Annotated in this window: 13 protein-coding genes; 4 read left to right on the plus strand and 9 right to left on the minus strand. The window is 64.5% G+C overall.

Annotation, left to right across the window (positions count from 1 at the left end; genetic code table 11):
* The first annotated feature begins 212 nt into the window (after nt 1–212).
* Complete coding sequence (locus tag GY937_12745; protein ID MCP5057576.1) at nt 213–1,124, plus strand: TIGR03564 family F420-dependent LLM class oxidoreductase; 912 nt, start codon at nt 213–215, stop codon at nt 1,122–1,124.
* An 84-nt stretch (nt 1,125–1,208) separates the two neighbouring features.
* Here the strand turns inward: GY937_12745 and GY937_12750 are convergent, their stop codons facing one another.
* Nucleotides 1,209–2,066 (minus strand): crotonase/enoyl-CoA hydratase family protein, encoded by an 858-nt coding sequence (locus tag GY937_12750; protein ID MCP5057577.1) that lies wholly within the window; start codon nt 2,064–2,066, stop codon nt 1,209–1,211.
* 83 nt (nt 2,067–2,149) lie between these two features.
* Here GY937_12750 and GY937_12755 point away from each other — a divergent pair, with 83 nt between their 5' ends.
* On the plus strand, nt 2,150–3,001 hold the full coding sequence (locus tag GY937_12755) for a ThuA domain-containing protein (protein ID MCP5057578.1): 852 nt from the start codon (nt 2,150–2,152) through the stop codon (nt 2,999–3,001).
* Here GY937_12755 and GY937_12760 read toward each other — a convergent pair.
* Nucleotides 2,998–4,419 carry an MFS transporter gene (locus GY937_12760; protein ID MCP5057579.1) on the minus strand — a complete coding sequence of 474 codons (1,422 nt, stop codon included), beginning with the start codon at nt 4,417–4,419 and terminating at the stop codon, nt 2,998–3,000. The genes GY937_12755 and GY937_12760 overlap by 4 nt on opposite strands.
* 57 nt (nt 4,420–4,476) lie before the next feature.
* On the opposite strand from GY937_12760, the gene GY937_12765 reads away from it, so the two are divergent.
* Together GY937_12765 and GY937_12770 are read left to right on the plus strand one after the other, a co-directional pair.
* On the plus strand, nt 4,477–5,187 hold the full coding sequence (locus GY937_12765) for a ThuA domain-containing protein (GenBank protein ID MCP5057580.1): 711 nt from the start codon (nt 4,477–4,479) through the stop codon (nt 5,185–5,187).
* A gap of 130 nt (nt 5,188–5,317) precedes the next feature.
* A complete protein-coding gene (locus tag GY937_12770) occupies nt 5,318–6,994 on the plus strand; it encodes a DEAD/DEAH box helicase family protein (protein ID MCP5057581.1) in 1,677 nt (558 codons plus the stop codon).
* A gap of 2 nt (nt 6,995–6,996) precedes the next feature.
* On the opposite strand, the gene GY937_12775 is transcribed toward GY937_12770, so the two are convergent.
* The 7 genes from GY937_12775 to GY937_12805 form a co-directional block, all read right to left on the minus strand.
* A complete protein-coding gene (locus GY937_12775; GenBank protein ID MCP5057582.1) occupies nt 6,997–7,449 on the minus strand; it encodes a GatB/YqeY domain-containing protein in 453 nt (150 codons plus the stop codon).
* Nucleotides 7,450–7,770: 321 nt separating this feature from the next.
* The gene (locus GY937_12780; protein MCP5057583.1) at nt 7,771–8,571 is read right to left on the minus strand and encodes a phytanoyl-CoA dioxygenase family protein; all 801 of its coding nucleotides are present in this window, start codon (nt 8,569–8,571) and stop codon (nt 7,771–7,773) included.
* A gap of 474 nt (nt 8,572–9,045) precedes the next feature.
* Nucleotides 9,046–9,597, minus strand: coding sequence for a hypothetical protein (locus tag GY937_12785; protein ID MCP5057584.1), 552 nt, complete (start codon nt 9,595–9,597; stop codon nt 9,046–9,048).
* A 175-nt stretch (nt 9,598–9,772) separates the two neighbouring features.
* A complete protein-coding gene (locus GY937_12790; protein MCP5057585.1) occupies nt 9,773–10,759 on the minus strand; it encodes a hypothetical protein in 987 nt (328 codons plus the stop codon).
* Nucleotides 10,756–12,177, minus strand: coding sequence for an aldehyde dehydrogenase family protein (locus GY937_12795; protein ID MCP5057586.1), 1,422 nt, complete (start codon nt 12,175–12,177; stop codon nt 10,756–10,758). Before GY937_12795 ends, GY937_12790 begins: the two co-directional genes overlap by 4 nt.
* A complete protein-coding gene (locus tag GY937_12800; protein MCP5057587.1) occupies nt 12,174–13,199 on the minus strand; it encodes an arginine N-succinyltransferase in 1,026 nt (341 codons plus the stop codon). Before GY937_12800 ends, GY937_12795 begins: the two co-directional genes overlap by 4 nt.
* A complete protein-coding gene (locus tag GY937_12805) occupies nt 13,193–14,572 on the minus strand; it encodes an aminotransferase class III-fold pyridoxal phosphate-dependent enzyme (GenBank protein ID MCP5057588.1) in 1,380 nt (459 codons plus the stop codon). Before GY937_12805 ends, GY937_12800 begins: the two co-directional genes overlap by 7 nt.
* Nucleotides 14,573–14,763 lie beyond the last annotated feature (191 nt).

The raw sequence follows: 14,763 nt of genomic DNA on the forward strand, positions 1-14,763 counted from the left end.
AAGCACACTCCGCATTCGCGCCACGGAATGGGCATCGACCACCCAAAACGAGATCCGTCAGCGTCAATCGCCGCGCGGCACGCTGAAACATTGGAAAGCCAGCTTCTCAGCCAACTTTCGTGCATAGTTCAGGCTAGAGGGACGTTTTCTTTCGGAAAGGAGAGACATGGGGCATCATGCCTCCGCCCGGCGCCCGGGCGAGAGGGAGAAGCATGCGTATTGGAATCATGGTCGGAGCGACTGCTGGACCGGATGGGACTCTCGACGGCCTGGTGGCACGGACGAAGGATCTCGAGAACCGCGGATTCGACAGTGTGTGGATGGCCCATATCTTTGGCCTCGATGCCATCGGCGCGTTGGCCATCGCCGGCCGAGAAACGAATCGTATCGAGCTCGGCACCGCCGTGGTGCCAACCTTCCCGCGTCATCCCGTCGCGATCGCCCAGCAGAGCCTCACGACCCAGGCCGCCTGCGATGGGCGTTTCACACTGGGGATCGGTCTCTCCCACAAGATCGTCATCGAGAACATGTTCGGCTTCTCCTACGACAAGCCGGCACGCAACATGCGCGAGTATCTCGAAGTGTTGACCCCGCTGCTCCGCGGCGAGCCCGCCAAATTCGAGGGCGAGCACTACCGCGTGAATGCCGGCTTGCAGGTGCCGGGTGCCCAGAACACGCCGGTATTGGTCGCGGCGCTCGGCGATGTCATGTTGAAGCTCGCTGGCAGCTATACGGATGGAACCATCCTATGGATGACGGGGCCCGCAACGATCGAGGGTCATATCGGTCCGAAGCTGCGTGCTGCCGCCGAAGAGGCCGGCCGAGGCGCGCCGCGCATCGTCGCGGGCCTGCCGATCGTCCTGACGAATGATCCGGACGCTGCGCGCAAGTGGATCGCCGACAACCTTGCCATGTATGGGACCCTTCCTTCCTACCGGGCGATGCTCGACAAGGAAGGCGCGGCGACGCCGGCCGACGTCGCGCTCGTGGGCGACGAAGCCGCGCTCGACGCGGGCCTGGACCGGCTGCGGGATGTCGGTGTAACGGACTTCGACGCTGCGATCATGTCGGTGGAAGAGGGCGCGGACGCCAGGACCCTCGAATACCTGCAAAGCAAGCTGTAGCCAGGGCGATCGAAACCCCGTCGATCCACCCGGGCGCGTTTGCCCGGCCTGGGAAGCCTCGGACGGTGCCCGTTCGGAGATTGCCTACTCCGGCATGCGGAAGCGCTTCGGCAGGTTCTCGAACTCGGGTGCGCGCTTCTCTTGCCTGGCCTTGAAGGCCTCGGCCATGTCCTGGCCGAAGAACATGCCCGATTGCCAGGTCGCGATGTGTTGGAGCCCCTCCTGGACACTGTGGTCGCGGGAGAAGTTCAGCATCTCCTTGGAACCCCAGACCGCGAGCGGTGATTTCTCCGCGATTTCGTGGGCGATCTCGAGTACGTCGCTCAGCATCGCCTCGTGGGTGGGGTAGATGCCGTTGACCAGCCCCACTTCCTGAGCCCGGGCGGCCGGCATGCGGCGCCCGGTGTAGGCGTACTCCCGTGCGACGCCTTCCGGGATGATCTTCGGGAGACGCTGGAGCGTCCCTACATCTGCGGTCAGCCCAAGGTTGATTTCCTGAATGCAGAAGAAGGCATCTTCCGTGCAGTAGCGCATGTCGCATGCGCTGATCATGTCGACGCCGCCGCCAATGCAACCTCCCTGGATGGCAGCGATCACCGGCATGCGTGCGCGCTCCAGGGCGTTGAAGGCTTCCTGGAAGAAGAACACGCTTTCGCGCGTTGCAGCACGCGTGCGCCCGATCTCCGGCGTCGCGCCCCCCTTGCTGGCAGGGCCTTCACCTACGCCGTCGAAGACGGCCAGGTCCATTCCTGCAGTGAAGTGTTTTCCCGTCGAACAGAGCACGATGACCCGGGCCTCGGCTTCTGCATCGAGTTCGTCGACGATCGCCGGGAGCTCGCGCCAGAAGGCCCGGTTCATGCTGTTGAAGGCGTCGGGCCGGCAGAGCTCGAGCTTGGCGACGTGGCCATCCACGGAGACATCGAAGCAGGTGGGTTTTTCCATGATCCTCTCCTGGTCGGGCCGCTTGAAGTCGACCGCCTGCTACAAGTACCCTCGCTCCACGCCCCGAGCAAGGAGATCTCCTGATGATCCGCCCCCATGCCGTCATGGCCAGTGCTCTCGTCGCGATCCTCCTGTCGGGTTGCGGCGTCTGGCGCGCGATCTTCCCAAAGGTCGAGTACGAGACCGTATCGCCGACGCTGCCGGCGGATCTCGGATCCCCGGCGATCCTGGTTTTCACGAAGACCAATGGTTTCCGCCACGAGGAAGCCATTCCCGCCGGTGTCGCGTTGATCGAGGAGATCGCCGGTCGCCGCGGCTGGTCGACCTTTCATACCGAGAACGGTGCGACCTTCACGCCAGAACTCCTGGAGCGTTTCGACGTCGTCGTCTGGCATGTGACCAGTGGGGATGTGTTGAACGAGGAGCAGAAACAAGCCTTCCGCAGCTGGATCGAGGCGGGCCATGGGTTCGTCGGCACCCACGCCGCGGGCGATGGTTCCCATACCTGGCCCTGGTACCGAAAGACGATCATCGGCGTCGACTACGGGGAGCATCCGCTGGGCCCCCAGTTCCAGGAAGCCACGCTGATCGTCGAAGACCGGAATCACCCCGCAACGGCGAAGCTCCCTGAGAGCTTCAGTCATATGGAGGAGTGGTACTCGTTCACCGAGAGCCCGCGCACGAAGGGCTTCCGGGTACTCGCGCGCGTAGACGAAAGCACCTACAGCCCCCAGATCGATTTCCTGTGGATGGACAAGGACCTGCGGATGGGGGACGACCACCCGATCGTATGGACGACCTGCGCAGGCAAGGGACGCGTTCTCTACAACGCCCTCGGTCATCAAGCGGTTGCCTACGAGACCCAGGCCCTGAGAGACCTGACCGAAGGTTCGCTGGTATGGGCGTTGGGCCTGGAAGGCCCCGTCTGCCCCTAGCCCGAAACCGCGTCCTGTTCGGAACGCGTCTTCTTCTTGCGGTCGACCATATGGAGCGCACCGAAGATGACGATCAGCACGGCGGGAAGGATCGCCAGGGTTTCGAAGGACGTGGCGGCTGCGCTGCGGAGGATTTCGGCAAGAGGCTCCCCTTCGAGCGCGCTGAAAGCTGCTTCCCCGCCGGCCAGCTCGATCTTTTCCCGATCGAAGATCCCACCCAGGGCCGGCAGCACCAGTTGGATCGCCAACGCCCCCGCAACGCCCATCAGTCCAATGAAGAACTCCCCACCACGGGGGAAGCGCTCCGAGACGTTGGCCAGCATCGTGGGCCAGAAGAAGCAGACGCCCAGGCCCCAGATGGTGGCGGCGGCGATTCCGGTGATCGGTGAATCGACCCGGGCAAGCGCGAGCAGGCCAAGCGTCGCCAGAACGGCGGAGCCCCAGAGCATGGCCGTCGTCGAGATGCGGTGGGCGATCGGCCCGGCGAAATGGCGCAGCACGAACATCATCCCGCTCACGTAGATGAGCAGCCAGATGCCGCGCATTCCGACCGTGCGCGTGAGCGTGAGATCGATCCACTGGCCGGGCGCCAGCTCCGAAGCGGCCGTCAGGAACATGCACAGCCACCAGACGAGGAACATCGGTTGGCGGAAGATCTCGCGGAACATGTCGCCCATGGACACGCCCGCGCTCGCGCGTTCGGTGCGCGGAAAGCGGGTGCCCATGCAGAGCAGGATCGCGGCGGAGGCCGGCACGATCACCATGCCAAAGCGCGCCTGCCATCCCCATCCGAGTGCGCCCGCTCCCACCTCGATGAGTCCGCCGACGATGATGCCCGCAGGCCACCAGGCGTGGACGACATTGAGACGATGGATCTTGTCCTCCGGGTAGAGGGCTGCCACCAGCGGATTGACCGTGGCTTCCATGAAACCCCAGCCGAGTCCCGAGAGCAGGAAGCCGCACCACAGCCAGGTGTAGATGTTCTCCCCGGCGAAGCTGGGGGCCGCGATGGCAAGCCCGGTCCCCACCACGAAAGAGCTTGCGGAGATCATCAATCCGCGGCCCATGCCGATCTTGTCGAGGAAGGAGCTGCCGAGGAAGAGCGTGGTGGCAAAACCCGTGAAGGCGATTCCCAGTAGTTGGCCCGCCAGGACCCCGGATCCGGCTGGATCGATCGCACGCAGATAGTCGCTCTCGAGCGTCGTGATGATGCCTGAGCGCAGGGAGAAGGAGAGCCCTGCGGTGAATAGCGTGAGTGTGCTGACCAGGAAGAGGCGGGTCGTCTGGAAATCGGTGCGCGCTTGGCTCATGGGCTGCGTAGAATAGGGCACATGCTTCGCACCGTGAGTCTCTTCTTCGCCCTGACGCTTCTGGCGCTCCCTGGATGCAACGTTCTCCGGGGGTTCTTCCCCTCCCATTCCTACGAGACCGAGCCGCCCGAACTGCCCACGGATCTCGGAACTCCGGCCATCCTCGTGTTCACGAAGACCAACGGCTTTCGCCATGAGGAAGCGATCCCTGCCGGCCTGACGTTGCTCGAGAGCATCGCCGCCGAGCGCGGCTGGTCGCTCTTCCACACCGAGAACAGCGCCGTCTTCGCGCCCGAGATCCTGGCGCGGTTCAGCGCGGCCGTCTGGCACAACACCAGTGGCGATACCCTGAGCCCCGATCAGCGCGAGGCCTTCAAGGGTTGGCTCACGGCCGGCGGTGGTTTCGTCGGACTCCACGGAGCGGGAGGAGATCCGAACTACGACTGGACGTGGTATGTCCAGGAGTTGCTCGGCGCCCAGTTCATCGGTCATCCCATGGGCCCGCAATTCCAGGAAGGCACGCTCATCGTGGAAGACCAGGAGCATCCGGCGACCCGGGATCTCCCCGTGAGCTTTTCTCACGTAGAAGAGTGGTACAGCTTCGACCGAAGCCCTCGCGAGCGCGGTTTTCGGGTTCTCGCCCGCGTCGACGAGAGCAGTTACTCCCCTGAGCTTCACATGCTCTGGATGGACGAGGATCTTCGCATGGGCGAGGACCATCCGATCGTGTGGTCGCGGTGCCTGGGGAACGGCCGCACATTGTTTTCGGCGCTTGGTCATCAAGGCGTCGCCTACCAGCGAGACGAGATGCGTTCCCTGCTCGCCGGCGCGATCTCATGGGCCGCTGGCCTGGAAGCACCCGGGTGCTCCGGCTGAACGGGGAACCCTCGCAAGGGGAGAGTTCCTGTTGATCGAGGCGTCCCCGTCACACCGACGGAAGTCTGACCCTTCGCGCCAGAAAAACCCGATTCGAAACGGCGTTCGCCTCTCCTTTCCCTAGGATCCCTTGCCCGCCGATCCGGCGGAGCAGATGTTCCAGAAGCAGCAGCGGGGGTGGGAGATGTTGCGGGTGCCGGCTTTGCGGCGCTGGCAGAAGGAGGCGTTGGCTGGTTTCGAGGCCAGCAGGGCGCCGAGCTATCTGGCCGTGGCCACGCCCGGTGCAGGCAAGACCACGTTCGCGTTGATGGCGGCCCGCCGCTCCCTGGTCGCACGTCAGGCGGCGCGCGTCGTCGTGGTCGTGCCGACCGCCCATTTGAAGACCCAGTGGGCCGATGCGGCCGAGAGCTTCGGATTGTTGCTCGAGCCCGAATGGAAGAGCCGCGCGGCGCTTCCGGCGGATGTCCACGGTGTCATCGTGACCTACCAGCAGGTTGCTGCGAGCGCGGCTGCCGTCGCACGGGTGGCGCACGGTGGTTTCGGAATTCTCGATGAGATCCACCACGCGGGCGAGAGCCGCGCCTGGGGAGACGCCATTCGCCAGGCACTCGAGCCTGCGGTGCGGCGCCTCTGCATCTCGGGCACGCCGTTCCGTTCCGACGATGCAGCCATCCCTTTCGTGCAATACATCGGCGAGGAAGCGCGGCCCGACTACGAGTACGGCTACGGAGATGCGCTGGGCGACCGGGCCGTCGTTCGTCCCGTGTTCTTCCCCAGGACCAACGGCCACATGGAGTGGCGCAGCAAGGATGGCCGGGAGTACGCGGCGAGCTTCGACGATCCGCTTCGCGGCGCTCTCGCGAGCCAAAGGCTTCGCACAGCACTGGCCGTTGAAGGTGAGTGGCTTCCGGCGGTTCTCAGCCAGGCGCATCGCCAGCTCCTCCACCTCCGGGAGCAGGATCCCGATGCGGGCGGATTGGTGATCGCGACGAGCCAGGAGCATGCGCGTGGAATCGCGCGAATCCTGCGCGGACGGCTAGGTGTTCGCCCGGTCGTTGCGACCTCCGACGATCCGTTGGCCAGCCGTCGCATCGCCGGCTTCCGGGATTCCCGGGAGCCCTGGCTGGTGGCGGTCCGGATGGTCTCCGAGGGAGTCGATATTCCGCGACTGAGGGTTGGTGTCTACGCCACGACCACCACGACGGATCTGTTCTTCCGACAAGCCGTCGGAAGGCTGGTCCGGTTCGTCAAGGGCAAGGGGCGTCAGAGCGCCTACATGTTCATTCCCGAGGACAAACGGATCTGCTCGTTCGCGCTCGATATCAAGCGTCCAAGGCGGCACTCCCTTCGCCCGCCGGAAGACGCCGATGAAGCGATGGATCGAGAAGAGGCCGCCGACCCGGAGGAAGAGCAACTCGACCTCTTCGCGGCGATCGCGTCCAAGGCCCTTGGCAGCGATGGGGAGGAGCTTCGACCCGACGACATCTGGGATGCAGAGACGGACATCGAAGCCGAAGAAGCCTGGATGCCAGAGTCGGACGAGCTTCCCGAGCTGGCAGAGCCGGTTCCGCTCCCGGTCTCAGCTCCCCAGGCGGCGCTGAAATCCAGCGTGCGGAAACGTCGCCGCGAGCTTCGCGAGTTGAATCAGGCCCGGGTCGAAACGCTGGTTCGCCTTACCCGGCTCTCGCATGCGCAGGTCAACAAGCGATTGAATGCGCGGATTGGTCTGAAGCGCATTTCCGAGGCGACCGAGCAGCATCTGCAGGCCAGGGCAGAAGCGGCGCGACGCTGGATCCAAGGGGACTGAGTTCAGCCGGCCCCGAGCAGCTCGCGTGCGATTTTCTGGGCCAGCCCGCCGTCCACCTCGCCCTTGTGGGCCTTCATCAAGGCGCCCATCACCTTGCCCATTTCCTTGGGCTCGCTGGCTCCACTCGCCTCGATGGCCGAGCGAACCCAGCCGCGAGTGGTCTCCTCATCCGCGAGGCTGGGCAGGAACTCCTGCACCACCGCGAGTTCTTCGCGTTCGGCTTCGGCTCTGTCTTCGCGGCCCGCTTGCTCGAAGGCTCCGATGCTCTCCTTGCGCTGTTTTTCGATCCGACGCAAGACGCCGATGCAAACCTCGTCTTCGAGCGTCTCGGAGCCGTCCTTCTTCATCTCGTTCAGGAAGGACGCACGAATGTTGCGTAGGGTCGTCACGCGGGTCGCCTGCTTGGCCTTCATGGCGGCCTTCATGCCTTCCGAGATTTCTTCGACGAGACCCATGTTTCCCCTGGTTGCACGAAGGCCGAAAGAACTTCGCATGAACGTTACAGCTCGTACATGTCCAGCGCACAAGCTCCCCCAATCCCATTCAGGGATTGGCCGATTCCGGCCCTGGCGCGCCGACCAGGTAGACACCGACATCGTCGCCCAGGATCTCCCATTCGCTCGAGTCGCGCAGACGGTTCGGCCCGAATGAGTAGAGGAACAGGCTGCGGCGCCGGTCCTCGCACTCGAAGCGGATCCAATAGGCCGTGCTCCAGGGATCGATCAGGAAGCTGGCGCGCTGCTCGGGAAGCCCGCTCGCCTCCGCCCGGGCCGATCTCAGCCGCTGGATCGCTGCCCCATCACGACTTCGCGCTTTCGATCGATGCGCCAGCGGTGCAGCCCCCCCGCTTGATAGGCCACCACGAAGACGCGGCGACTGGCACCGGTTCGATTGGTCTGCGAGCCGTGGACGAGATCGCGATGGAAGTAGAGAACGCTGCCGGCGGGCAGCTCAGTTGCAAAGGCTTCTCCATCGATGAGGTCGGTATCGGTGTAGAGCGCTCCCAGCACGCCGCGATCCTCGAGCCCCTTCAGGTTGCCGTGCTTGTGGCTACCGAGAATCACCCAGAGGCAACCGTTCTCCTTCGTCGAGTCATCCAGGTAGGTGAGTGTGCTGACCAGGGATTCGAGGTCTTCGGCCCCGTTCTCCCAGTACAATCCTTCCTGGTGCCACGGAAACGGTGCCCCACCCGGGCGCTTCACGTTGAGCTTGTCGCTGAAGACGCTGAGGGTGTCGCATCGATTGATCGACTGGGCCGGTTGATAGAGCCGCGGATCGTCGAGCAGCACTTCCAGGCGCGCGTCGAGGTGCCCGGTCGGCTCCATCGAGCGAACCGCCACTAGATCGTCGTTCCATTCCCATTTGATCGTGGAGCCCAGCACGGTCTGGTACTTCTGGTTGTCGACCTGATCGATCGGGCCGGCGTCATCTCGGCCGGCCGCCTCGACGATTTGAGCGTGAACGTTCTCTGCGCCGGCCCGCAACCCCTCGAGTTCCTGACCGTCGAAGACCCTCTCCCTGACGAAGAATCCCAGTTCATCGTATTGCTTCAGTTCCGCGTCTGTTGCTCGGTACACGTTCATCGTCTCCGGTGGCGCTCTGAGAATGGGACCGCACCGCACGATACTGAAAATCTGCCCAGGAGCGATGCTAGGCATCGGTATTTCAGGGGCATATTGTCCCTGGGCCTCATGGTCCACCGGTTGGCAATGTCTCCGAGTGCATCGGTAGCGCCACCTGCTCGAAGGCGGGCACCGAAAGCGATCGACCTCAGACTCAGGTCAGTCGTCGGTGTCGTCGTCGGAACGTCGCGAGGATCGGACCGATCCCACGCTTCCCGGAGCGGGACGGCTGGCGGGCCCGAGCTGAAAAGCTCCTCAGGGGGGCTCGGGAAGGAGATCGACCGGCTGTTCCGATAGTGGGGCCTGACTCCGGTCGAGCGGGGCGCGGCCGGTTCGGAGTTCCCCAACGGTCACGGATGGTGAGCAACCTGGCTGCACTCGCCGCTCTAGCAGGGTCCAACCAGCGTTCACGAGTTCATGCGTGAAGAACTAGAGGAGGCAACCCGGGCAATCGGGGACCTCGTTCTCCGCCGGTATGAACGGCTCGATCTTCTTCGGCGTCGTCGTGGGATCCGTATGGGTGGGCGGCAGGACCTTCAGGGAGTTGGCTGGCCCCTTGGATCGTCGTTGCCCCGTTCCGAGCTTCGGCCCCTTCGATTTCGGCGGCTGTTCCCCAGGCGGGGCGGGAACACTGGCCTTCACAACCACGGTCACCGGCGGGACCGAGCCCTTGCAGCGGGGCCTGTTGCCCTTCTTCTTGCCGACGGCGCTGATGGTATAGGTTCCGGCGTTCGCAAATAGCGCCGGGAGTTTCACTTGCTGGTTTCCATCCTTGGTCCCGATGTGGTGCGTGCCCGCGCCGTAGTTCACCAGCACAGCGCACTTCGGGCCCTTCTTCGTGAGGGTCAGCTCTACCGTCTGGCCGGCTTGCACCGGATTGGGAGAGGCCCCCAGCGTCAGGAGCTTGGGCTCGGCGGCCCCTGCGACCTGGGCTAGCCAGAGGATCCCCAAGCCCATCACGAGCGGTCTTCGGATTGTCATCGCCATTCCTCCTTGGCTTCGTGCAGGGGGAGTCGAGGTCCACTTCGGAGTGGTTCAATTCAGGCTTCTCGAGATTACTCGGGCACGCCCAAGGCGGCTGTACCTCGGCCTCGAATGGCCTCCAGAGAGCTCTGGCCCCGGAACGCCCTCTGGCGCGATCGCCAGCGCGGGCACGCTAACCCACCGAATTCGCAAGCGTTCCGAGATCGTGATCGACCGCCACCGGCCCCAGATCCCCGATCATGCACTTCACCGAGCCGCCGCCCTTCTTGAGGAACTCGGAGACGTCGACGGTGATGGGTGTGACGTCTCGCTCGCGGATCTGATCGAGGAGGGTTTCCGAGACGCCTCCGGGCAGGATCAGGTGGGAGACGCCGTCCTGACTGAGGGTGAAGGAATTGGCGGCGTAGCGTTCAGCGTCCGCCATCGAGAGTGCGATCAACCGGTCGCCGAAGATCGTTTCGAGCTGGTTCCACGCCTCGGGTTCGATGCTCTCACGATAGGCGAGCAGGAATTCACGGCGCGGCCCGAAGGCGCAGAGCGCCGTATCGCCGTGGTAGTGCGCTTCCAGAATGAGCTTCACGTGGAGCACGGGGTGGGGCGCCGCCAGATCTTCCAGGAAAGGCGCAACGCCGACGTCGGTGCGGAATCCGTACACACGTTTCCACGGTGGCCATGCGAAGGCGGGAACGAAGCGCTGCTTCTCGATACCACCGAAGGTCAGCAGGTAGTGGTCGCCAGCGGGGAAGAAATCTGCTTCGCCTTCCATGCGGTATTTCGGATCGATTTCGGCGAGTCGAAAGCCAGCGGCTTCGAGAACCCGACGGTAGTGCGACTTCTCGCCCGCGCGGGTTGGGAGCAGGTTGGCCAGGTAGAAGATCTTTTCCGAGAGAGGAAGTTCTGAATCGACCTCCGTCTGGAAGCCGGCATTGGCTGGATAGACAAGACCGGGCTGGGCGGCGTCGGGCGGAACGACCAGCACCCGGACACCCAGGTCGCGCAGGGTATCGCGGAGGCGTTGCCATTGGGCGATGGCTTTCGTTCGGTCGACGCTGCGTCGGCGGCCCCAGCGATTACGGGTGTGCGGGTTGGCCCCGCCCTGCACACTGAAGTGGGCGGGGTCGCCCATCAGCACGCTGCGTTGGTAGCGGCTTTCGCTCACGAACGGGGGAAGCCGGGCGGGAGGGTCTCGGGGTCGAGTCCGCCTTCGAATTCCAGGTGCGCCTGGGGGACGGTGCAGTAGACGGTCGCGAGGATTCCAGCCGGGCGATCATTGCCGCTCTTGCCGCCACCACCAAAGGGAAGGCGACCGCTCGCGCCGATCGTGCCCTTGTTCCAGTTCAGGATGCCCGTGCGCACGTTCCCGACACAATGCTCGAAGTGGGCGCGGCTCCGTGTCATGACCGAGGCGGCCAGGCCGTATTCGGAATCGTTGACGGCGGCAATTCCCTGGTCGAGATCGTCGATGGGGTAGAGGGACGCTTCGGGCCCGAAGAGCTCTTCGCGTTGGTAGGCGTGTGTCTGCTCCGTGGTCCCGAAACGCACGAGGCCGGGCGCGATGTAAGGCGCGATGCGGAGTGTCTCACCGCGGAACACGCGTTCGCCGCCAGCTGCTTCCGCCTGGGCACGCATGCGCTGCACACGTTCGAAGGCGGCACGCGAGACCAGCGGCCCCATGAAGGTGCCCTCCTCGAGAGGCGGGCCGATCTGCAAGCCGGAGAGGAGTAATGTCAATCGCTCCTGTAGTTCCTCCAGAACCGAATTGTGCACGAAGAGCCGTGACAGGCACGAGCAGCGTTGCCCGGTCGTCGCGGTGATCGAGAGCGCGGCTTCGGCGGCCGCCAGCTCGAGATCCGCATCCTCGAGAACGATCATGGCGTTCTTGCCGCCCATTTCCAGCGCCAGGAGCTTGCCAGGCTGATCGAGCGTGGCCTCACGCAACGCCCGGCCGACGGCGTAGGAGCCCGTGAAGAGCACACCATCGACATCCTCGGCGAGGGCGAGGGCCCGGCCTGTCTCGGCGCCACCCTGCACCAGTTCGAAGACTCCAGACGGGAGCCCAGCGTCTCGCCAGGCCCGCTGCATCCAGTCTCCGACGGCCGGCGTGTGATCGCTCGGCTTGAAGACCACGCAGTTGCCGGTGGCCAGGGCGGGAACGATATGGCCGTTCGGAAGATGGGCGGGGAAGTTGAAGGGCCCCAGCACGGCGAGGACGCCCCGCGGATGAAAGGTTGCGCGCGCACTCGCATTGGCATTCAACGTCTCTGCGTAAGCCATGCCATGCTCGAGGGTCACATCGATCTTCGCGGGAAGCAGCGCCGCTTCGCCCCGGGCATCCCAGAGCGCCTTGCCCATTTCTCGTGCAATCAGCTGCGCGAGTTCTTCCTTGCGCTCCGCGGCGAGATCCCGGAAACGCCGCAGCACCATCGCCCGTTTCTCGAAACCAACGTCACGCCAGCGCGGGAATGCTCCTCTTGCTCGGCCGATGGCTTCGGCAACGGCATCTGCATCCCATACCGCGAAGCGCCCGATCTCGTCGGCCGGATCCGCCGGGGAAAGACTGCGAAGGATGTCGGTCATGGTAGAGGTGTGACCGAAACCCTGTTACCGGAGCGGACATCGAGTGCAGTCCGGCAGCCCTCCGAGACGATCGGAGCGTCGTCGCTCCCGAGCGGGACGACGGTGGCGCGGAAGTGTCCCCCGGCCTCGGTGGAGAGCAGGGCCATGTCGGGTTCGGAGCGTGCTCCTTGTTGGACGGGGATTCCAGGCAATACCAGCTCGCGTCGTCCGCGGACTGACGAGATGGCGTCTCGCGCCGCACCGTAGTAGGGCCCGCCATCGAAGGGGTCGACCTGGTTCAGGGGATGGAAGCCCACCTTCTCGAGAATGCGCACGGCGGCCTTGGCGGATTCGTTGGCCTGGCCGATCACTTTCTGCACTTCATCGGGAAAGAGAGTGGCGTACACGGGATCGCGGGGAAAGAGATCGGCGATGAATTGCTTCGAGCGCGCGGAGAGATGGTCGGCTTCCCGATACGGGACGCCCGTGAACTTTGCACCAAAGGCATCCCATAGCAGGTTCTTCCCCGGTGCTTCGAAGGGCGAGAGCATCTCTGCGATCACTTCCCTCTTGAACCACTCACGATGAGCCCCGATGTAGGCAAAGCGCACGATCGATAGCGCCTTGCCACAACGCTCGGGGTGGCCCCGGTAGGCCGGATCGAGAATCAACCCACCCACCTCGGTGGGGCCGTCTTCCGTCGAGCGCAGCTGCAGCTTCTGATGGACGAAGCGCGCTTCGAGTTCAGAGCTACGCCGCTCCTCTGTCGAGACTTCGAGCCAGTAGTACGGCACGCCAGGTCGACCATGCTGAGCCAGGATCAGCGACGTGCCGACGCAACGCGCCGCTTCGTGGTCGTAGAGAACGAATTGGTAGACCGCTTCGCTCGGGTCATCGAGACGCCCCGCAAAGGATTTCTCCGAGAGTGCGATTCGCGTAGCCAGGAAATCCGGATCCCGGGGCAGGTTCATGGAGTCCAGCAGGCCGGCGAGCAGGGCGAGATCGTCGAGATCTCCCGCCGCCACCGGGCGAAGCGTCAGCACTGGAGTCCCCGCTCTTCGCCGACCGCAGCGAGTGCCTTCTCGAGGATCGCGAAACCCTGCTCGAGTTCTTCGTCCGTGGCGTTGACGGGCAGCAGCATGCGTACCTTCATGGGGCTTCGGCCAGCGCCGAAGACGAGGAGGCCTTCTTCGAAGCACTTCCTTAGGACGGCGCCGACCACCTCCGGGTTCCCATTCCACGGGACGAAGGCCTGCATGGAGCCGATTCCGCTGCGCGGACCGATGGCCCGGGGCATGCGTTTGGCGAGGGAAACGAAACGGCGCTCGACACGGCGAGCAAGCACGACGATCCGTCCCTCTGGTCCCAGGTAGCCCTCCTGATCGAGCCTCTCGATGATCTGGGCACCGACGGCCATACCGACCGTGGAGCCGGCGTAGGTGCCGGAGATCAAGCCGGGCTTCGGGTTGTAGCGGCGGCTGAAGAGGACGGCGCTGCCTTGAAGGACCTTGCCTAACGTGACGACATCCACGAGATCTTCCAGTCCGAGTGTACGAAAGGCGTAGAGCTCGCCGGTTCGCGCGAACGTCTGCACCTCGTCCACCCAGACGGCGACGCCCGCTTCATGACAACGTTCCATGAGCGCCCGGAAGTATTCCGGTGGGGCCGTGTTGAAGCCGCCTTCACCCTGTACCAACTCGAACATCATCGCCGCGATCCGACCCGGGAAGCGCCCGAGGTGTGCCTCCAACGCATCGAGGCCGTTGCGAATCGGATCCGTTTGCGACGGGTCATGGAAGGGAACGTGGAGCACGTTGCCGCGCAACGGCAGGCCTTCCCGGAAGCCGGGCTTGTCGGTGAGCTCGGCCATCGCGAGGGTGCGTCCGGCGAAGGCGTTCTCGAAGACGATGATGCGATCCGCCGGTTGGTGCTTCTGGAGGATCATCTTCAGCGCGTTCTCATTGGCCATCGCTCCGGAAACCGAGAGCCACGCGTGCTTGAGGCGAGGGCCCGCGTGTTTGACGAGCAACTTCGAGATTTCGAGGTTCTCGACTCCGGGGACCAGATGGCCCTGGAAGACGGTGTCGACCGCGGCGGCGGCCACGGCGGTTTCCAGCAGCTGGCGATCGCTATGGCCGAACGCGTAGACGCCGATTCCCCCGATGAAATCGAGGAGTCGGGTGCCGTCCGCAAGCCGAAGGGTTGCGCCCTGGCCGACGCCCGCCTGGAGCATGGGCCAACCGAGGGGGCGCCCGCGTAGACGCTCAAGCTGCTTGATCGCGCGCTCGTAGGCCGCCGGGCTGAGTGCTCGGGAATTGGCCTCTTCGGCGACCGCGTCCAGCAGGGCCGCCGCAGCTTTCTTGACCTGCGGCGAGTCCATCAGGGAACCGCTGGCACTTCGGGAGTGTCTTGCCATGATCCCAGCCTATCGGCACGAGGCCTGGCCGCCTTGGGGGTTGTGTCGTAGGGCGGAGGGATCCCCAGCGATTCGTTCGTCTCCATGAAGTTTTGCGCGTGAAATTCACCCCACTCAAAGCCGTTCGCTATGATTGCACCGGATCAACGCGCACGGCGACGGGTGCGGGTTGACCGCGGGGCGCCGCCGAC

The organism is bacterium (assembly GCA_024228115.1).
Taxonomy (GTDB): Bacteria; Myxococcota_A; UBA9160; order UBA9160; family UBA6930.

Bases quoted from the DNA above. Each gene is read 5' to 3' on its own strand.
- GY937_12745 (MCP5057576.1), top strand. From the start codon at position 213: ATGCGTATTGGAATCATGGTCGGAGCGACTGCTGGACCGGATGGGACT.
- GY937_12785 (MCP5057584.1), bottom strand. From the start codon at position 9,597: ATGACAATCCGAAGACCGCTCGTGATGGGCTTGGGGATCCTCTGGCTA.
- GY937_12755 (MCP5057578.1), top strand. From the start codon at position 2,150: ATGATCCGCCCCCATGCCGTCATGGCCAGTGCTCTCGTCGCGATCCTC.
- GY937_12795 (MCP5057586.1), bottom strand. From the start codon at position 12,177: ATGACCGACATCCTTCGCAGTCTTTCCCCGGCGGATCCGGCCGACGAG.
- GY937_12760 (MCP5057579.1), bottom strand. From the start codon at position 4,419: ATGGGAGGGGAAGAACCCCCGGAGAACGTTGCATCCAGGGAGCGCCAG.
- GY937_12750 (MCP5057577.1), bottom strand. From the start codon at position 2,066: ATGGAAAAACCCACCTGCTTCGATGTCTCCGTGGATGGCCACGTCGCC.
- GY937_12805 (MCP5057588.1), bottom strand. From the start codon at position 14,572: ATGGCAAGACACTCCCGAAGTGCCAGCGGTTCCCTGATGGACTCGCCG.
- GY937_12775 (MCP5057582.1), bottom strand. From the start codon at position 7,449: ATGGGTCTCGTCGAAGAAATCTCGGAAGGCATGAAGGCCGCCATGAAG.